At 71.4% G+C, this 14,802-nt stretch carries 12 protein-coding genes; 8 read left to right on the top strand and 4 right to left on the bottom strand.

All coding sequences use genetic code 11. The features are described from left to right. Positions 1 to 116: 116 nt before the first annotated feature. The 8 genes from IH80_RS0108485 (at position 117) to IH80_RS0108450 (ending at position 11,340) form a co-directional block, all read left to right on the top strand. Entirely contained in the window at positions 117 to 1,304 is a 1,188-nt protein-coding gene (locus IH80_RS0108485) for a sensor histidine kinase (RefSeq protein WP_030958958.1), read from the top strand. Positions 1,305 to 1,993: 689 nt separating this feature from the next. Next, complete coding sequence (locus tag IH80_RS0108480; protein WP_030958957.1) at positions 1,994 to 3,298, top strand: sensor histidine kinase; 1,305 nt, start codon at positions 1,994 to 1,996, stop codon at positions 3,296 to 3,298. A 597-nt stretch (positions 3,299 to 3,895) separates the two neighbouring features. Next, positions 3,896 to 4,555, top strand: coding sequence for a response regulator transcription factor (locus IH80_RS0108475; RefSeq protein WP_030653505.1), 660 nt, complete (start codon positions 3,896 to 3,898; stop codon positions 4,553 to 4,555). Between the two features lie 151 nt (positions 4,556 to 4,706). Further along, positions 4,707 to 6,650, top strand: a complete 1,944-nt coding sequence (locus IH80_RS0108470) for a 2-oxoacid:acceptor oxidoreductase subunit alpha (protein ID WP_030958955.1) — start codon at positions 4,707 to 4,709, stop codon at positions 6,648 to 6,650. Next, on the top strand, positions 6,643 to 7,722 hold the full coding sequence (locus IH80_RS0108465; protein WP_030958953.1) for a 2-oxoacid:ferredoxin oxidoreductase subunit beta: 1,080 nt from the start codon (positions 6,643 to 6,645) through the stop codon (positions 7,720 to 7,722). Before IH80_RS0108470 ends, IH80_RS0108465 begins: the two co-directional genes overlap by 8 nt. Before the next feature lie 141 nt (positions 7,723 to 7,863). Beyond that, positions 7,864 to 8,718 (top strand): SDR family oxidoreductase, encoded by an 855-nt coding sequence (locus tag IH80_RS0108460; protein ID WP_030958952.1) that lies wholly within the window; start codon positions 7,864 to 7,866, stop codon positions 8,716 to 8,718. A 133-nt stretch (positions 8,719 to 8,851) separates the two neighbouring features. Further along, positions 8,852 to 9,796, top strand: coding sequence for an EamA family transporter RarD (gene rarD / locus IH80_RS0108455; protein ID WP_030958951.1), 945 nt, complete (start codon positions 8,852 to 8,854; stop codon positions 9,794 to 9,796). A gap of 227 nt (positions 9,797 to 10,023) precedes the next feature. Next, the gene (locus tag IH80_RS0108450; protein ID WP_030958950.1) at positions 10,024 to 11,340 is read left to right on the top strand and encodes a M28 family metallopeptidase; all 1,317 of its coding nucleotides are present in this window, start codon (positions 10,024 to 10,026) and stop codon (positions 11,338 to 11,340) included. Positions 11,341 to 11,402: 62 nt separating this feature from the next. Here the strand turns inward: IH80_RS0108450 and IH80_RS0108445 are convergent, their stop codons facing one another. From IH80_RS0108445 to IH80_RS0108430, 4 genes are all read right to left on the bottom strand, one after another. Beyond that, positions 11,403 to 11,819, bottom strand: coding sequence for a hypothetical protein (locus tag IH80_RS0108445; RefSeq protein ID WP_030958948.1), 417 nt, complete (start codon positions 11,817 to 11,819; stop codon positions 11,403 to 11,405). Then, a complete protein-coding gene (locus IH80_RS0108440; RefSeq protein WP_225884906.1) occupies positions 11,816 to 12,019 on the bottom strand; it encodes a ribbon-helix-helix domain-containing protein in 204 nt (67 codons plus the stop codon). The genes IH80_RS0108445 and IH80_RS0108440 overlap by 4 nt, the downstream gene beginning before the upstream one ends. A gap of 105 nt (positions 12,020 to 12,124) precedes the next feature. Next, positions 12,125 to 13,339 carry a LolA family protein gene (locus tag IH80_RS0108435; protein WP_030958945.1) on the bottom strand — a complete coding sequence of 405 codons (1,215 nt, stop codon included), beginning with the start codon at positions 13,337 to 13,339 and terminating at the stop codon, positions 12,125 to 12,127. Between the two features lie 238 nt (positions 13,340 to 13,577). After that, the gene (locus IH80_RS0108430; protein ID WP_030831648.1) at positions 13,578 to 14,588 is read right to left on the bottom strand and encodes a polyprenyl synthetase family protein; all 1,011 of its coding nucleotides are present in this window, start codon (positions 14,586 to 14,588) and stop codon (positions 13,578 to 13,580) included. Positions 14,589 to 14,802: the final 214 nt, after the last annotated feature.

Here is a 14,802-nt window from a genome sequence, read left to right as displayed (position 1 = left end):
GATCTGGTACGGACGGGAGTCTAGGGCCTGCCTCACAGGGGGTGGGGTTATCCCCCGTTCACAGCACCCCGGCCACCCCATGGCATCAGCGAGCCGCGCTTGACAGGCTGTGGCGCATGACCACGAGCCTTGCCATCGCCGACGACGACGCGCCTCCCCGCGTACGGCCCGTATTCAGCGCCGTCACGTGGAAGGAAATCGCCCATCTGGTGACCAATCTGCCGGAGGCGATCCTCGGCTTCGTTTACGCGGTTGTCATGGTTTCCACCGCGGGCGGTCTTTCCGTGACCGCGATCGGACTTCCTTTGCTTGCGGTCGGTCTCTTTCTGTCTCGGCAATGGGGACGGCTGGAGCGCGCCCGCGCACGGTTGCTGCTGGGCGTCCGGGTGGAGGAGCCGACCCCGATCCCCGGGCCGCGGCGGTCCGGCGGATTCTTCCCCTGGCTGTGGACGAGCATCAAGGATCCGGTCGGCTGGCGGACCGTGCTCTACCAGCTGATCCGGCTGCCCTGGGCGGTGCTCACCTTCACGGTAGTCCTGACCGGGCTGTTCGTGCTGTGGCCGGTGCTGCCGTATTTGGTGCGGCTCCTGGCGAACGTGGACCGCGCGATGGTACGGGGGCTGCTGTCGCCCTCCGACGACCTGGAGCGGCGGATCGCGGAGCTGGAGTCCGACCGGGGCGTGGTGGTCGACACCGCGGCGGCGGACCTGCGGCGCATCGAGCGGGACCTGCACGACGGGGCACAGGCGCGGTTGGTGGCGCTGGCGATGGGGCTGGGCCTGGCGAAGGAGAAGCTGCTGGAGGACCCCGAGGGCGCGGCGGCGATGGTCGACGAGGCCCACGGGGAAGTGAAGCTGGCGCTGCAGGAGCTGCGGGACCTGGCCCGGGGGATCCACCCGGCCGTGCTGACCGACCGGGGGCTGGACGCGGCGCTGTCGTCGGTGGCGGCGCGGTGCGTGGTGCCGGTGAAGGTGGTCGTGGACCTGCCGGCGGGGCAGGAGGCCAGGCCGGCGGAGGCGATCGAGGGGATCGCGTACTTCGTGGTGTCCGAGCTGTTGCAGAACGTGAGCAAGCATGCGGGGACGGCAGCGCGGGGCGCGACCGTGGAGGTGTGGCGGGCGGGTGCCCGGCTGATGCTGCGGGTGTCCGACGACGGACGGGGCGGGGCGGACCCGTCCGGCGGAAGCGGGCTGGCGGGGCTGGCGGAGCGGCTGGACGCGGTGGACGGGCTGCTGGTGGTGGACTCCCCCGAGGGGGAGGGGACGGTGGTGACGGCGGAGCTGCCGTGGCGTGACCGGGGCTGAGGCCGCGGCCGCGCCGGCCGGGGCCGTGGCCCTGGCTATGGCCACTGGCCACTGGCACTGGCCATAGCGGTACCAGCTGGCCGTAGCCGTGGCCGTGGCCCTAGCCACTGGCCGTGGCCGTGGCCGTTCGATGACGCGGGACTCCCGTCCGGGGTGGGCGGGGGTCCCGCTGGTCTGTCCGGGGCCGCGGGACTCCCGTCGGGGGTGGGCGGGGTCCCGTGCGCCTGTCCGCGCGGCGCCGCTTCCCGGGCGCCGCCCGGGCCCCGCCTCAAACTCCGGCGGGGCTGGATGTGCCGGCGCAGGCCCGGAGGATCCGGCCCCGGCGGCGCTGGGTACGGCGGCCGCCCTGACGGCCCGGGCCGCGGACGCCGGCCGAGGGGGAACGGGGCAGCGCGGCCCATGGACCCCGCGCCCTCACACGCCGGCGGGCTGGATGTGCCGACGCAGGCCCGGAGGATCCGGCCCCGGCGGCGCTGGGTACGGCGGACGCCCTGACGGCCCGGGCCGCGGACGCCGGCCGAGGGGGACCGGGGCAGCGCCGCCCGTGGACCCCGCGCCCTCACACGCCGGCGGGGCTGGGTTTGGTGGGGTTAACCCCCGGGAGGAGAGGCCGACCTGCTGCATGGTCCGGGGGTGGGGGCGGGGCGGAAGGTTGGGGTGTGGTCGAGGAGCGGAAGGGCGGGTCGGAGATGGACGACGGCAAGGGCGGGCGGCGGGGCGGCATCGGTGCGGTGCTGTGGGCCCCGGTGGCGGGGCGGACCTGGCGGGAGTTCGCGTACCTGTTGGTCGGGCTGCCGCTGAGCACGGTGTACTTCTCGCTCGTGATCACCGGCCTGAGCCTCGGCGCGGGGCTGCTGGTGACCTTCCTCGGCGTCCCGGTCCTGGCGGGCGTCCTGGCCATGTGCCGCGGGTTCGGGCAGCTGGAGCGGGCCCGGGTACGCGCGCTGCTCGGGGCGGACATCGGCGGGCCCGCGCCGATCCGGGCGAAGAAGAGCGGACCCCTGGCCGCCGTGGGTGCGGTGCTCCGCAGCGGGAGTGCCTGGCGGCACGTGCTGTACTCCGTGATCCACTTCCCGTGGGCGGTGTTCGGTTTCTGCCTGGCACTGACGTTCTGGGCGGCGGGTTGGGCGTACCTGCTGTACCCGGTGTGGTTCTGGGTCTTCCCGGCCTACACCGACCAGCCGGGTCTCCAGCTCTTCCAGAACGACGACTACAGCTTCTACCTCGACTCCCCCGCGGAGATCGCCCTCACCTGCCTCGTCGGGCTGGCCTTCACCCTCGCCACCCCGTGGGTGATCCGGGCCCTGACCACCGTCGACCGGGTCATGGTCGGCGGGCTGCTCGGAGCGTCCCGGCTGGACCACCGGGTCACCGAGCTGGAGTCCGACCGCGGGGTCGTCGTGGACACCGCCGCCGCCGACCTGCGGCGCATCGAACGGGATCTGCACGACGGCGCACAGGCCCGGCTCGTGGCGCTCGCGATGGACCTGGGGATGGCGAAGGAGAAGCTCGGCGAGGACCCGCGGGCCGCCGCCCGCATGGTGGACGAGGCGCACGGCGAGGTGAAGATCGCCCTCCAGGAGCTGCGGGACCTGGCCCGGGGAATCCACCCGGCGGTGCTGACGGACCGCGGGCTGGACGCGGCGCTGTCCTCGGTGGCGTCGCGGTGCGCCGTGCCGGTACGGGTGGCCGTGGACCTCCCGGCCCGGCCCGCCGCGGCCATCGAGGGGATCGCGTACTTCACGGTCTCGGAGCTGCTGCAGAACATCAGCAAGCACTCGGCGGCCCGGTCGGCCTCGGTGGACGTGTGGAAGTCCGGGGGGCGGCTGCTGCTGCAGGTCGCCGACGACGGGCGCGGCGGCGCGGATGCGGGCGGCAGGGGCGGGCTGGCGGGGCTCACCGAGCGGCTGGACGCCGTGGACGGGGTGCTGGTCGTCGACTCCCCCGAGGGGGGCGGGACGACGGTCACCGCCGAGCTGCCGTGGCGGGCGTAGGCCCGCGACAGCGGGACGTCGATGCGGGGTGACGCCGGTCCGGCGTGACGCCGGTCCGGCGTGACGCCGGTGCACAGCGGTGGGGGCTCCCGTCCGGGTGGGCGGGGGCCCTCTCGTGTGCCTGGCTCGCCGCTGCCTCCCGGGACTTCGCCCCGGACACCCCCGGCCACCGCCGGAAGGTGCCTCCGGGTGGGGATCGAGCACGGCGCCACCCCGGACCCACGGACCCCCGGACCCGGCGCCGCGAACTCTCCCCCGGCCACCCGCCGGGAGGCGCCCCCGGGTGGGGCCGAGTACGGCCGCGGACCCTCCCGGAGGAGCCGGGCGGAGGAGCCGGGTCTCGATGCGGCGCCCCGCCCCCCGGCGCGGCTGAAAGCGGCGGCGCCGCTTCCCGCCGTGCAGGCTCCCGAGGAGCGGGCGCCGCGGACTGCGGGGCCCCGGGAGCGGCATGGTGCGCTCCGCATGCGAAAACTCCCCCCGTACGCCCACGTGTTGTTCCGGCTCTGCCTTCAGCGGGACTCAAGGCTGGGATGCTTGGCTGAGTCGGGCAGTACGGGAACGAGTGGATGCGGGAGCTGCTGAATCGTGGAAGACAGGGTGCGGGTGGTCATCGCCGAGGATTCAGTGCTGCTGCGCGAGGGCCTGACCCGGTTGCTGACCGACCGGGGGCATGACGTCGTGGCGGGCGTCGGGGACGCGGAAGCCCTGATCAAGACGGTGGCGGACCTCGCCGCCGAGGACGCGTTGCCCGACGTGGTGGTGGCGGACGTGCGGATGCCACCGACGCACACCGACGAGGGGGTGCGGGCCGCCGTGCGGCTGCGGCGCGATCACCCCGGGATAGGCGTGCTCGTGCTGTCGCAGTACGTGGAGGAGCAGTACGCCACCGAGCTCCTGGCCGGTTCCAGTACCGGTGTGGGGTATCTGCTCAAGGACCGGGTGGCCGAGGTCCGGGAGTTCCTGGACGCGGTGGTCCGCGTGGCCCGGGGCGGCACCGCCCTGGACCCCGAGGTCGTCGCCCAGCTGCTCGGGCGGAGCCGGAAGCAGGACGTGCTGGCGGGCCTGACGCCGCGCGAGCGCGAGGTGCTCGGGCTGATGGCCGAAGGACGCACCAATTCCGCCGTGGCGAAGCAGCTGGTCGTGAGCGACGGAGCGGTCGAGAAGCACGTCAGCAACATCTTCATGAAATTGGGCCTGTCGCCGAGTGACGGGGATCACCGGCGCGTACTGGCCGTCCTCACCTACCTGAAATCTTGATCGACTGACACTCTGTCAGATATGGCATACCGGTCGGGCCGTCTCGAAGGGCGGTCCTACGGTCCAGAATGTGGTCGCTCCTGGGGGCCTGATCCCTACCGTCGTAGGGTGGGTTATGGGGGTGCTCACGCCTCGAAGGAGGTCCAGTTCAGTGACCAGCCAGGTCAGCAGCCCAGCCGAACAGGCCGACGGGGCCGGGGGTGCGGTTGTCGGTGGACAGCGCGCTCCGGGGACTCCGGACGGCAAGGAAGTACGACGTCTCGATCGGGTGATCATCCGGTTCGCGGGTGACTCCGGTGACGGTATGCAGCTCACCGGTGACCGGTTCACCTCGGAGACCGCGACGTTCGGGAACGACCTGTCGACGCTGCCGAACTTCCCGGCCGAGATCCGCGCCCCCGCCGGCACCCTGCCGGGCGTCTCCTCCTTCCAGCTCCACTTCGCCGACCACGACATCCTCACGCCGGGCGACGCCCCGAACGTGCTGGTGGCGATGAACCCCGCGGCCCTGAAGGCGAACATCGCCGACGTGCCGCGCGGCGCGGAGATCATCGTCAACACGGACGAGTTCACCAAGCGCCCCATGGCCAAGGTCGGGTACGAGACCTCGCCGCTGGAGGACGGCTCGCTGGCCGCCTACAACCTGCACCCGGTGCCGCTGACCACCCTCACGGTGGAGGCGCTGAAGGATTTCGGGCTCTCCCGCAAGGAGGCCGAGCGCAGCAAGAACATGTTCGCGCTGGGCCTGCTGTCGTGGATGTACCACCGGCCCACCGAGGCCACGGAGAGCTTCCTGCGGCAGAAGTTCGCGAAGAAGCCCGAGATCGCCGAGGCGAACATCGTGGCCTTCCGGGCCGGTTGGAACTTCGGGGAGACGACGGAGGACTTCGCGGTCTCCTACGAGGTCGCGCCCGCGACCCAGGCCTTCCCCACCGGCACCTACCGCAACATCTCCGGGAACCTTGCCCTCTCCTACGGCCTGATCGCCGCGAGCCAGCAGGCCGATCTGCCCCTCTACCTGGGCTCCTACCCGATCACCCCGGCCTCGGACATCCTGCACGAGCTGTCGAAGCACAAGAACTTCGGGGTGCGGACCTTCCAGGCCGAGGACGAGATCGCCGGCATCGGGGCGGCGCTCGGCGCGGCCTTCGGCGGGGCGCTCGGGGTCACCACCACCTCCGGGCCGGGTGTGGCGCTCAAGTCGGAGACGATCGGGCTGGCGGTGTCGCTGGAACTCCCGCTGCTGATCGTGGACATCCAGCGCGGCGGCCCCTCCACCGGCCTGCCGACCAAGACGGAGCAGGCGGACCTGCTGCAGGCCATGTACGGCCGCAACGGCGAGGCGCCCGTCCCGATCGTGGCGCCGAGGACCCCGGCGGACTGCTTCGACGCCGCCCTCGACGCCGCACGCATCGCGCTGACCTACCGGACGCCGGTCTTCCTGCTCTCCGACGGCTATCTCGCCAACGGCTCGGAGCCGTGGCGGATCCCGGACGTCGCGGACCTGCCCGACCTCAAGGTCAAGTTCGCCACGGACCCCAACCACGCCCTCGCCGACGGCACGGAGGTCTTCTGGCCGTACAAGCGGGATCCGGAGACCCTGGCCCGGCCTTGGGCGGTCCCCGGCACCCCCGGCCTCGAACACCGCATCGGCGGCATCGAGAAGCAGGACGGCACGGGCAACATCTCCTACGACCCGGCCAACCACGACCTCATGGTCCGCACCCGCCAGGCCAAGATCGACGGCATCGAGGTGCCCGACCTCGCCGTCGACGACCCGGACGGCGCCTCCACCCTGGTCCTCGGCTGGGGCTCCACCTACGGCCCCATCACCGCGGCGGTCCGCCGGCTCCGGGCCGCCGGGATCCCCGTCGCGCAGGCCCATCTGCGCCATCTCAACCCGTTCCCGAGGAATCTCGGCGAGGCCCTCCGGCGTTACGAGAAGGTAGTGGTGCCGGAGATGAACCTCGGGCAGCTCGCCACCCTGATCCGGGCGAAATACCTGGTGGACGCCCGGTCGTACAACCAGGTCAACGGAATGCCGTTCAAGGCCGAGCAGCTCGCCAAGGTTCTCAAGGAGGCCATCGATGACTGAGGTGACGGAGGCGACCGACGGGGCGCGGACCCTGCTCTCGCTGGTACCCAAGGCCGAGAGCAAGCAGTCGATGAAGGACTTCAAGTCGGACCAGGAGGTCCGCTGGTGCCCGGGCTGCGGCGATTACGCCGTGCTCGCCGCCGTGCAGGGCTTCATGCCGGAGCTCGGACTGGCGAAGGAGAACATCGTCTTCGTCTCCGGCATCGGATGCTCCTCCCGTTTCCCGTACTACATGAACACGTACGGGATGCACTCGATCCACGGGCGGGCCCCCGCGATCGCGACGGGGCTGGCCACCTCCCGCCGCGACCTGTCGGTGTGGGTCGTCACGGGTGACGGCGACGCGCTGTCCATCGGCGGCAACCACCTCATCCACGCCCTGCGCCGCAACGTCAACCTGAAGATCCTGCTCTTCAACAATCGGATCTACGGGCTGACCAAGGGCCAGTACTCGCCCACCTCCGAGGTCGGCAAGATCACCAAGTCGACGCCGATGGGGTCGCTCGACGCGCCCTTCAACCCGGTGTCACTGGCGATCGGCGCGGAGGCCTCCTTCGTCGCCCGCACCGTCGACTCCGACCGCAAGCACCTCACCGAGGTGCTGCGCCAGGCGGCCGACCACCAGGGCACGGCGCTCATCGAGATCTACCAGAACTGCAACATCTTCAACGACGGCGCCTTCGAGGTCCTCAAGGACAAGGACCAGGCCCGCGAGGCGGTGATCAGGCTGGAGCACGGCCGGCCGATCCGGTTCGGCGCGGACGACGAGAAGGGCGTCGTGCGCAACGAGGCCACCGGGGACCTGGAGGTCGTCGACGTGACCCCCGCCAACGAAGGCCGGGTCCTGGTCCACGACGCCCGCACCGCCAGCCCCACCACGGCGTTCGCACTCTCCCGCCTCGCCGACCCGGACACCCTCCACCGGACCCCGATCGGCGTCTTCCGCAGCGTCGAACGGCCCGTCTACGACACGCTCATGGCCGACCAGCTCGACGCGGCCATCGACCGCAGCGGCAAGGGCGACCTCGGGGCGCTGCTGAACGGCAACGACACCTGGACCGTCGTCGGCTGACCCGCACGTACGCCACGGCCACCGGAAGCCCGGGCCCCGCACGGGGCCCGGGCTTCGGCGTTCACTCACCCCACCACAGCGCTTTCAAAAAGTTAGCGCTTACCGTAGGCTGGTGCTGCCGACCAAGAGGGAGAACCAGCCATGAGCATCGTCGTCACCGCAGCCACCGGAGCACTCGGCCGTCTCGTCGTCGGGGAACTGCTGGACCGGGTCCCCGCCGGCCGCGTCGCCGTCGTCGTCCGCGACGCACGGAAGGCCGCCGACCTGGCCGCCCGCGGGGTAGAGGTGCGCGTCGCCGACTACGACGACCCTGCGGCCCTTGAGGGCGCCTTCCGGCCCGGCGACCGGGTGCTGCTGATCTCCGGCAACGAGATCGGGCGGCGCGTCGCACAGCACACCGCCGTGATCGACGCCGCGAAGGCGGCGGGCGTGGCCCAGCTCGCCTACACCGGCATCCTGGGCGGCCCGGAGGCGGACTTCGAGCTGGCCGCCGAGCACACCGCCACCGAGCGGGCCGTCCTCGCCTCCGGGCTCCCGTACACCTTCCTGCGCAACGGCTGGTACCACGAGAACTACACCCGCGAGCTGCCGGCCGTCCTCGGGCACGGGGCGGTCGTGGGCAGCGCGGGCGGGGGCCGGATCGCCTCCGCGGCGCGCGCCGACTACGCGGCAGCGGCGGCCGAGGTGCTGACCGGCGACGGCCACCTGAACCGCGTCTACGAGCTCTCCGGCGACACCGCGTGGAGCCTCGCGGAGTACTCGGCCGAGGTGTCCGCGCGGAGCGGCAGGGAGATCGCGTACACCGAGGTGCCGGCCGGCGAACACCTGCGGATCCTGACGGACGCCGGGGTGCCCGAGGCCTTCGCGGCGATCATCGTCGACGTGGACGCGGCGATCGCGCGCGGCCGGCTGGCGGGCACCAGCGGGGACCTGGCCCGGCTGATCGGGCGGCCGACGACCCCGGTCGCCGAGGCGATCGGCGCCGCGCTGGCCTGACGGCGCCGGCTCCTGACCCGGGCGGACACACGACCCCGGAAGATGTCATGAGTATCTCGCAATGACGGGCATGACATCTGGGCCGCGCGGCGATACCGTCGTGAAGTTGGCTGGAAGTCGCACAGGAGGCCCCGTGAAGGCACAGAACGAGCAGCGCGCGGGTTTGCTCTACGGATTCGGCGCCTACGGGATGTGGGGGCTGGTCCCCCTCTTCTGGCCACTGCTGATGCCCGCCGGGGCGGTCGAGATCCTGGCCCACCGCATGACGTGGTCCCTGGCCGTGGTCGGGCTGGCCCTGCTCGCCGTCCGCCGCTGGGGCTGGATACGGGAGCTGCTGCGCCAACCGCGCAAGCTGGGCCTGACCGCGCTGGCCGCGTCGGTGATCAGCGTGAACTGGGGCCTCTACATCTGGTCGGTCAACAACGGCCACGTCGTCGAGTCCAGCCTCGGGTACTTCATCAACCCGCTGGTCAGCATCGCGATGGGCGTGCTGGTGCTGGGTGAGCGGCTGCGGCGCGCACAGTGGGTGGCCGTCGGCCTCAGCTTCCTCGCCGTCCTCGTGCTCGCCGTCGGCTACGGGCGGCCGCCGTGGATCTCGCTGGTCCTGGCCTGCTCCTTCGCGACGTACGGGCTGATCAAGAAGAAGCTCAACATGGGCGGGCTGGAGTCGCTGGCCGCCGAAACGGCCATGCTGTTCCTGCCGGCCCTCGGCTACCTGCTGTGGCTGGGCGCGCAGGGCCGGTCGAGCTTCGCCTCGCAGGGCGTCGGCCACGCGCTGCTGCTGGCCGCGACCGGCCTGGTCACGGCGATACCGCTGGTGTTCTTCGGGGCGGCCGCCATCCGGGTCCCGCTGTCCACCCTCGGACTGCTCCAGTACATGGCACCGGTGTTCCAGTTCGGGCTCGGCGTCCTGTACTTCCACGAGGCCATGCCGCCCGAGCGCTGGGCCGGCTTCTCCCTGGTCTGGGCGGCCCTGGCGATCCTGACCTGGGACGCCCTGCGGACGGCGCGGCGCTCCCGCGCCCGGCTGGAGGCGGTCCCGGCGGTCGCTCCGGCACCGGCCCGCGAACCCGCGTAACGACCGCTCCGCGGAGCGCGCACCAGCAAACGCCCCGAACCCCACGATCCCCGGTACGGACCCTCCGTACCGGGGATCGTCCGTTTTCCGAACTGCCCTGACCGAATTATGGTCTTGACGGACAGTCATATCCTCGCTGACCATCAGGCTCGCACTGACGCACTAACGCTCACCAGCTCTATCTCGCTCGTTCCGTCATATCCCCAGCGGAATCCCGGAGCCCCCACATGAGCCTGTCCGTCTCCCGGCGCCTCGCTGCCGTGACCGCGTTCGCGGTCGCCGGCCTGTTCGCCTCCGCCGCCCCCGCCGCACTCGCCGCCCCCACGGCGGTCGCCGCGGCGCCGACCCCGCCCGACATCCCGCTGGCCAACGTCAAGGCCCACCTGTCGCAGCTCTCGACGATCGCCGCCAACAACGGCGGCAACCGCGCCCACGGCCGGGCCGGCTACAAGGCCTCGATCGACTACGTGAAGGCCAAGCTCGACGCGGCGGGCTTCACCACGACGCTGCAGACCTTCACCTCCAGCGGCGCCACCGGCTACAACCTGATCGCCGACTGGCCGGGCGGCGACCCGAACTCGGTCCTGATGGCCGGAGCGCACCTCGACTCCGTCACCTCGGGTGCGGGCATCAACGACAACGGCTCCGGCAGCGCTGCCGTCCTGGAGACCGCCCTCGCCGTCTCCCGGGCCGGGCTGCAGCCCACCAAGCACCTGCGCTTCGGCTGGTGGGGCGCGGAGGAGCTGGGCCTGATCGGGTCGAAGTACTACGTCAACAACCTGCCGACGGCCGAGCGGGCCAAGTTCGCCGGGTACCTGAACTTCGACATGATCGGCTCGCCGAACCCGGGCTACTTCGTCTACGACGACGACCCGACGATCGAGCAGACCTTCAAGAACTACTACGCGGGCATCGGCGTCCCGACCGAGATCGAGACCGAGGGCGACGGCCGCTCGGACCACGCCTCCTTCAAGAACGTGGGCATACCGGTCGGCGGCCTGTTCACCGGGGCCAGCAACACCAAGTCCTCGGCGCAGGCGCAGAAGTGGGGCGGCACGGCCGGCCAGTCCTTCGACCGCTGCTACCACTCCTCCTGCGACAACACCGCGAACATCAACGACACCGCCCTGGACCGCAACGCGGACGCCATCGCCTACGCGATCTGGAACCTGGGCGCCTCCACCCCGGTCCCGCCGGGTCCGTCCTTCGAGAACACGACGGACGTGAACATCCCGGACTCCCCCGCCGCCGCGGTCAGCTCGCCGATCACGGTCTCGGGCGTCGCGGGCAACGCGCCGGCCACCACCAAGGTGGACGTGAACATCGTCCACACCTACCGCGGTGACCTGGTGGTCGACCTGGTGGCCCCGGACGGCACGGTCTACAACCTGCACAACCGCTCCGGCGGCAGCGCCGACAACATCGTGGGGTCGTACACCGTCAACGCCTCCAGCGAGGTCGCGAACGGGGTCTGGAACCTCCGGGTGAAGGACTCCGCCGCGCAGGACGTCGGCTACATCAACAGCTGGAAGATCACCTTCTAGGCGACGGCGGTCCGTCCTCCGCTCGGGTCCCCGGCACGGTCCCTCCCGGACCGTGCCGGGGCTCAGCCTTCCTCGGCGCGGCCCTGGGACGAGGTCTCCAGCGGCTCCTTCATCCGGGCCCGCAGTTCCTCGGCCACGGCCGCGACGTCCGCGAGGCCCAGCTTCGCCGCCTCGACCAGATCGCCGAGCTCCTCCGGCGAGGGCAGCTTCGTGGCTCCGGCCACGCGCAGGTACGAACGGGTCGCGGCGGCCGCGTAGAACTCGTTCATCGGTGATTCCAGGGCCGGGCAGACCGCGAGGGTGTGCAGAAACGCGGCGGCCCGCCACGCGGTGTCCGGGGCGGGCTGTTCTGGCACCAGGACCAGGTCGTTCTGGTGCCGGGCGACCGCGGCGGCCACCCCGGAGGGATCCCACACCGCGGGATCTGACGGGAGATGGTGGGCCAGAGCGGTCCAGGCCCACTCCATGGTGATCTTCAATTGCCGAACCGCTCCTGGAAGTAGCCCCAGTGATCGGCGAACTCCTCGATGCCGGAGAGGAAGTTCTTCCGGTCCTCGTCGAGTTCGCGCTCCGTGACCTCTGTGATCAGCGCGGTGACCGTCGTTCCCAGTGCCGCCGCGCGCGCCTTGAGGCGCTCGTGGAACTCTTCGTCCAGGCGGATGGTGACGTGTCTCGACATGCCCAACACCGTACAGCGGACGCGCTGTACAGGCAGCGGTAAAGCCGCAAGGGTGGGCAGGGACACAGTCCCCGCCCACCCGTGCGGCACCCGCCACCGCAGTGGCTACTTGTTGGCGTCGGCCGCCTTCACCAGCGCGTCCTTGGTGACGGCGCCGGCGTAGACCTTGCCGTCGTCGGTGACCAGGACGTTGAACAGGCGGGTCGACATGACCCGGCCCTCGCCGAAGCCGCCCTTGACCTTGTCCCCGAGGGAGTCGAGGAACTGCTGGGCCTCCTTCGGCGTGTTCTTGTCGTTCTCCAGGTCCTTGAGGCCCTTGCCCGCACCCGAGTCGATCCGCGCGATCGTCGCCCAGCCCTCGCCGAGGACCTTCACGTCGCCCTTGCCGCCCGGACCGCCGGCCAGCCCGTCCAGGCCCGGGAAGGACTCCAGCGCCTTGAACGCGCCGTCCTTGTCGCCCTTGCCGTGTCCGTCCGCGCCCTCGGTCACCTTGGCGCCCTTGGGCGGGGTGAAGGCGAAGGTGTCGGCGGCCGGCCTGGCGAAGTCCACCTTGGTGAATCCGGCGTCCACGATCGGCTTGCCGCCCTGGGCCGAGAGCAGCTGCACGCGCAGCGGCACGCCGTTCTTGGCGTCCACCGCGATCTGTACCGATCCGACCGTGGAGCCGGCCTGCTTGGGCTTGAGCACCAGCTGGTAGGCGTCGCGCCCGGCCACCTGCGCGGTCTCGCCGACGCTGACGTCCGTGGTGGGACCGGCGGCCGCGAGGACCTCCTCGGCCAGCTTCTGGGGGGAGGCGTTCAGCCGGTCGCCGGTCCTGTGCTCCTTGCCCGCGCCCTTGCCGGCCGCCTTGTCCGACGGGGACGCCTTCTCGTGGAAGACCTCGTTCGACTTGGAGTCGTAGCCCCACACGTCGTCGCCGTTGTGGATGAGGCTGTACTCGTCCTTGCCGTCCAGGAAGGTGAGCTTCTGGCGGTCCTCGCCGTCGGCCGCGACCCGGAGGGTGTGCGTGCCGTTCGCGAGCTGCGCGACCTTGTCCTCCGGGTTGGCGGAGCCGCCCGTGACCCCACCGCCGCCGAGCAGCCCGGATGCGATCTTCGGCAGGCCCAGGTCGGTGCTGATCTTCGCCGTGCCCGACAGCTGCTCCACGTCCGAGGCCGCGATCTTCTCGATCAGCTGCTGCGCCGTCACCTTGGGCAGGTCGGGTCCGCCGGCGTTGGCGAAGGCCGGGACCATCGCCACGGTCGCCGCGGCAACACCCGCCACCGCCACCGGTACGGCGTACCGGGCGACCTTGCGAGAAGTCTTCGTGTTCGCTGCCATGTCAGTGCCCTGCCCTCTGTGTCGACTGCGGCGATCCGCGTGTCGCCGCGCTCACCCGATCTGGTGGGGTTGATGACTCCATCTGACCAAATCGGCGGCGTCGGGGCGTCAGTCCCCGGAAGCAACTGGACGTACGACCGTGGGATGACACGGAACGGGCCCCCCACCCCCGACCCGTAGGGGTCGGCGGGCGGAGGGCCCGTCCGGTGCCGTCGGGCGCGGCCGCCCGTGGGACGCGTCAGCCGGCGCGGTGCACCACCGCGTCGCACAGCTCCTCCAGAGCCGCCTTCGCAAAACACTCCGGGAGCGGCGCGAGCGTGGCCCGCGCGTCCTCCGCGTACCGGATGGTGTCGCGGCGGGCCTGCTCCAGGGCGGGGTGCGCCCGCAGCCGGGTGAGCACCTCGGCGTGACGGGCGTCGTCCGTCAGGTCGCCGTCCAGCAGCGCGACGAGCTCCAGGTCCTCCGGACGCCCGTCCCGCGCGGCCATCTCGCGCAGGCGCAGGACGGGCAGTGTCGGGATGCCCTCGCGCAGGTCGGTGCCCGGGGTCTTGCCGGACTCGTGTGCGTCGGAGGCGATGTCGAGGACGTCGTCGGCGAGCTGGAAGGCGGTGCCGAGCCGCTCCCCGTACTGGGTCAGGATGTCGACGACGGACTCGTCGGCGCCGGACATCAGCGCGCCGAAGCGGCCGGAGACCGCGATCAGCGAGCCGGTCTTGCCGGCGATGACGTCGAGGTAGTGGGCGACGGGGTCGCGGCCGTCGCGCGGACCGGCCGTCTCCAGGATCTGGCCCGTCACGAGCCGCTCGAAGGCCTCCGCCTGGATGCGTACGGCCTCGGGTCCGAGGTCGGCCAGGATGTGCGAGGCGCGGGCGAAGAGGAAGTCCCCCGTGAGGACGGCCACCGAGTTGCCCCAGCGGGCGTTGGCGCTCTCCACGCCCCGGCGCACGTCCGCCTCGTCCATGACGTCGTCGTGGTAGAGGGTCGCCAGGTGGGTGAGCTCGACCACCACGGCGGACGGGACGATCCCGGGCGCGTAGGGGTCGCCGAAACGGGACGCGAGCATGACCAGCAGCGGCCGGAACCGCTTGCCGCCGGCCCGGACCAGGTGCTGTGCGGCCTCGGTGATGAAGGGGACTTCGCTCTTGGTGGCTTCCAGCAGACCCGCCTCGACGGCGGCCAGTCCGGCCTGGACATCGGTCTCAAGAGCCTGGTCCCGCACGCTCAGTCCGAACGGCCCGACGACGGTCACGAGGGGTACTCCTGTCTGCTGACGATCACGCTGACGATCACATGGATTGTCGATGTGTCGCTGCCATCACTCAAGCCAGCGTATCGGGTCTGTTTTCGATCACCGAGAGGGCCTTCCCGGCCACCTTCCCCACACTGCCCGATGAGCCCCGGTATGTTCGGTAGCAGCCGAAACAACCGGAGAGTATGTTTTGCCCAGAACTGCGACCGAGACG

The sequence above is a fragment of the Streptomyces sp. NRRL S-378 genome, assembly GCF_000720645.1.
GTDB lineage: Bacteria > Actinomycetota > Actinomycetes > Streptomycetales > Streptomycetaceae > Streptomyces.
The sequence above is the reverse complement of the archived record's forward strand: the minus strand, read 5'-3'. Positions and strand labels throughout refer to the sequence as shown.

Coding starts and splice junctions, on each gene's coding strand:
- IH80_RS0108465 (WP_030958953.1), top strand. CDS start 6,643: ATGACTGAGGTGACGGAGGCGACCGACGGGGCGCGGACCCTGCTCTCG.
- IH80_RS0108440 (WP_225884906.1), bottom strand. CDS start 12,019: ATGTCGAGACACGTCACCATCCGCCTGGACGAAGAGTTCCACGAGCGC.
- IH80_RS0108450 (WP_030958950.1), top strand. CDS start 10,024: ATGAGCCTGTCCGTCTCCCGGCGCCTCGCTGCCGTGACCGCGTTCGCG.
- IH80_RS0108460 (WP_030958952.1), top strand. CDS start 7,864: ATGAGCATCGTCGTCACCGCAGCCACCGGAGCACTCGGCCGTCTCGTC.
- IH80_RS0108435 (WP_030958945.1), bottom strand. CDS start 13,339: ATGGCAGCGAACACGAAGACTTCTCGCAAGGTCGCCCGGTACGCCGTA.
- IH80_RS0108480 (WP_030958957.1), top strand. CDS start 1,994: ATGGACGACGGCAAGGGCGGGCGGCGGGGCGGCATCGGTGCGGTGCTG.
- IH80_RS0108485 (WP_030958958.1), top strand. CDS start 117: ATGACCACGAGCCTTGCCATCGCCGACGACGACGCGCCTCCCCGCGTA.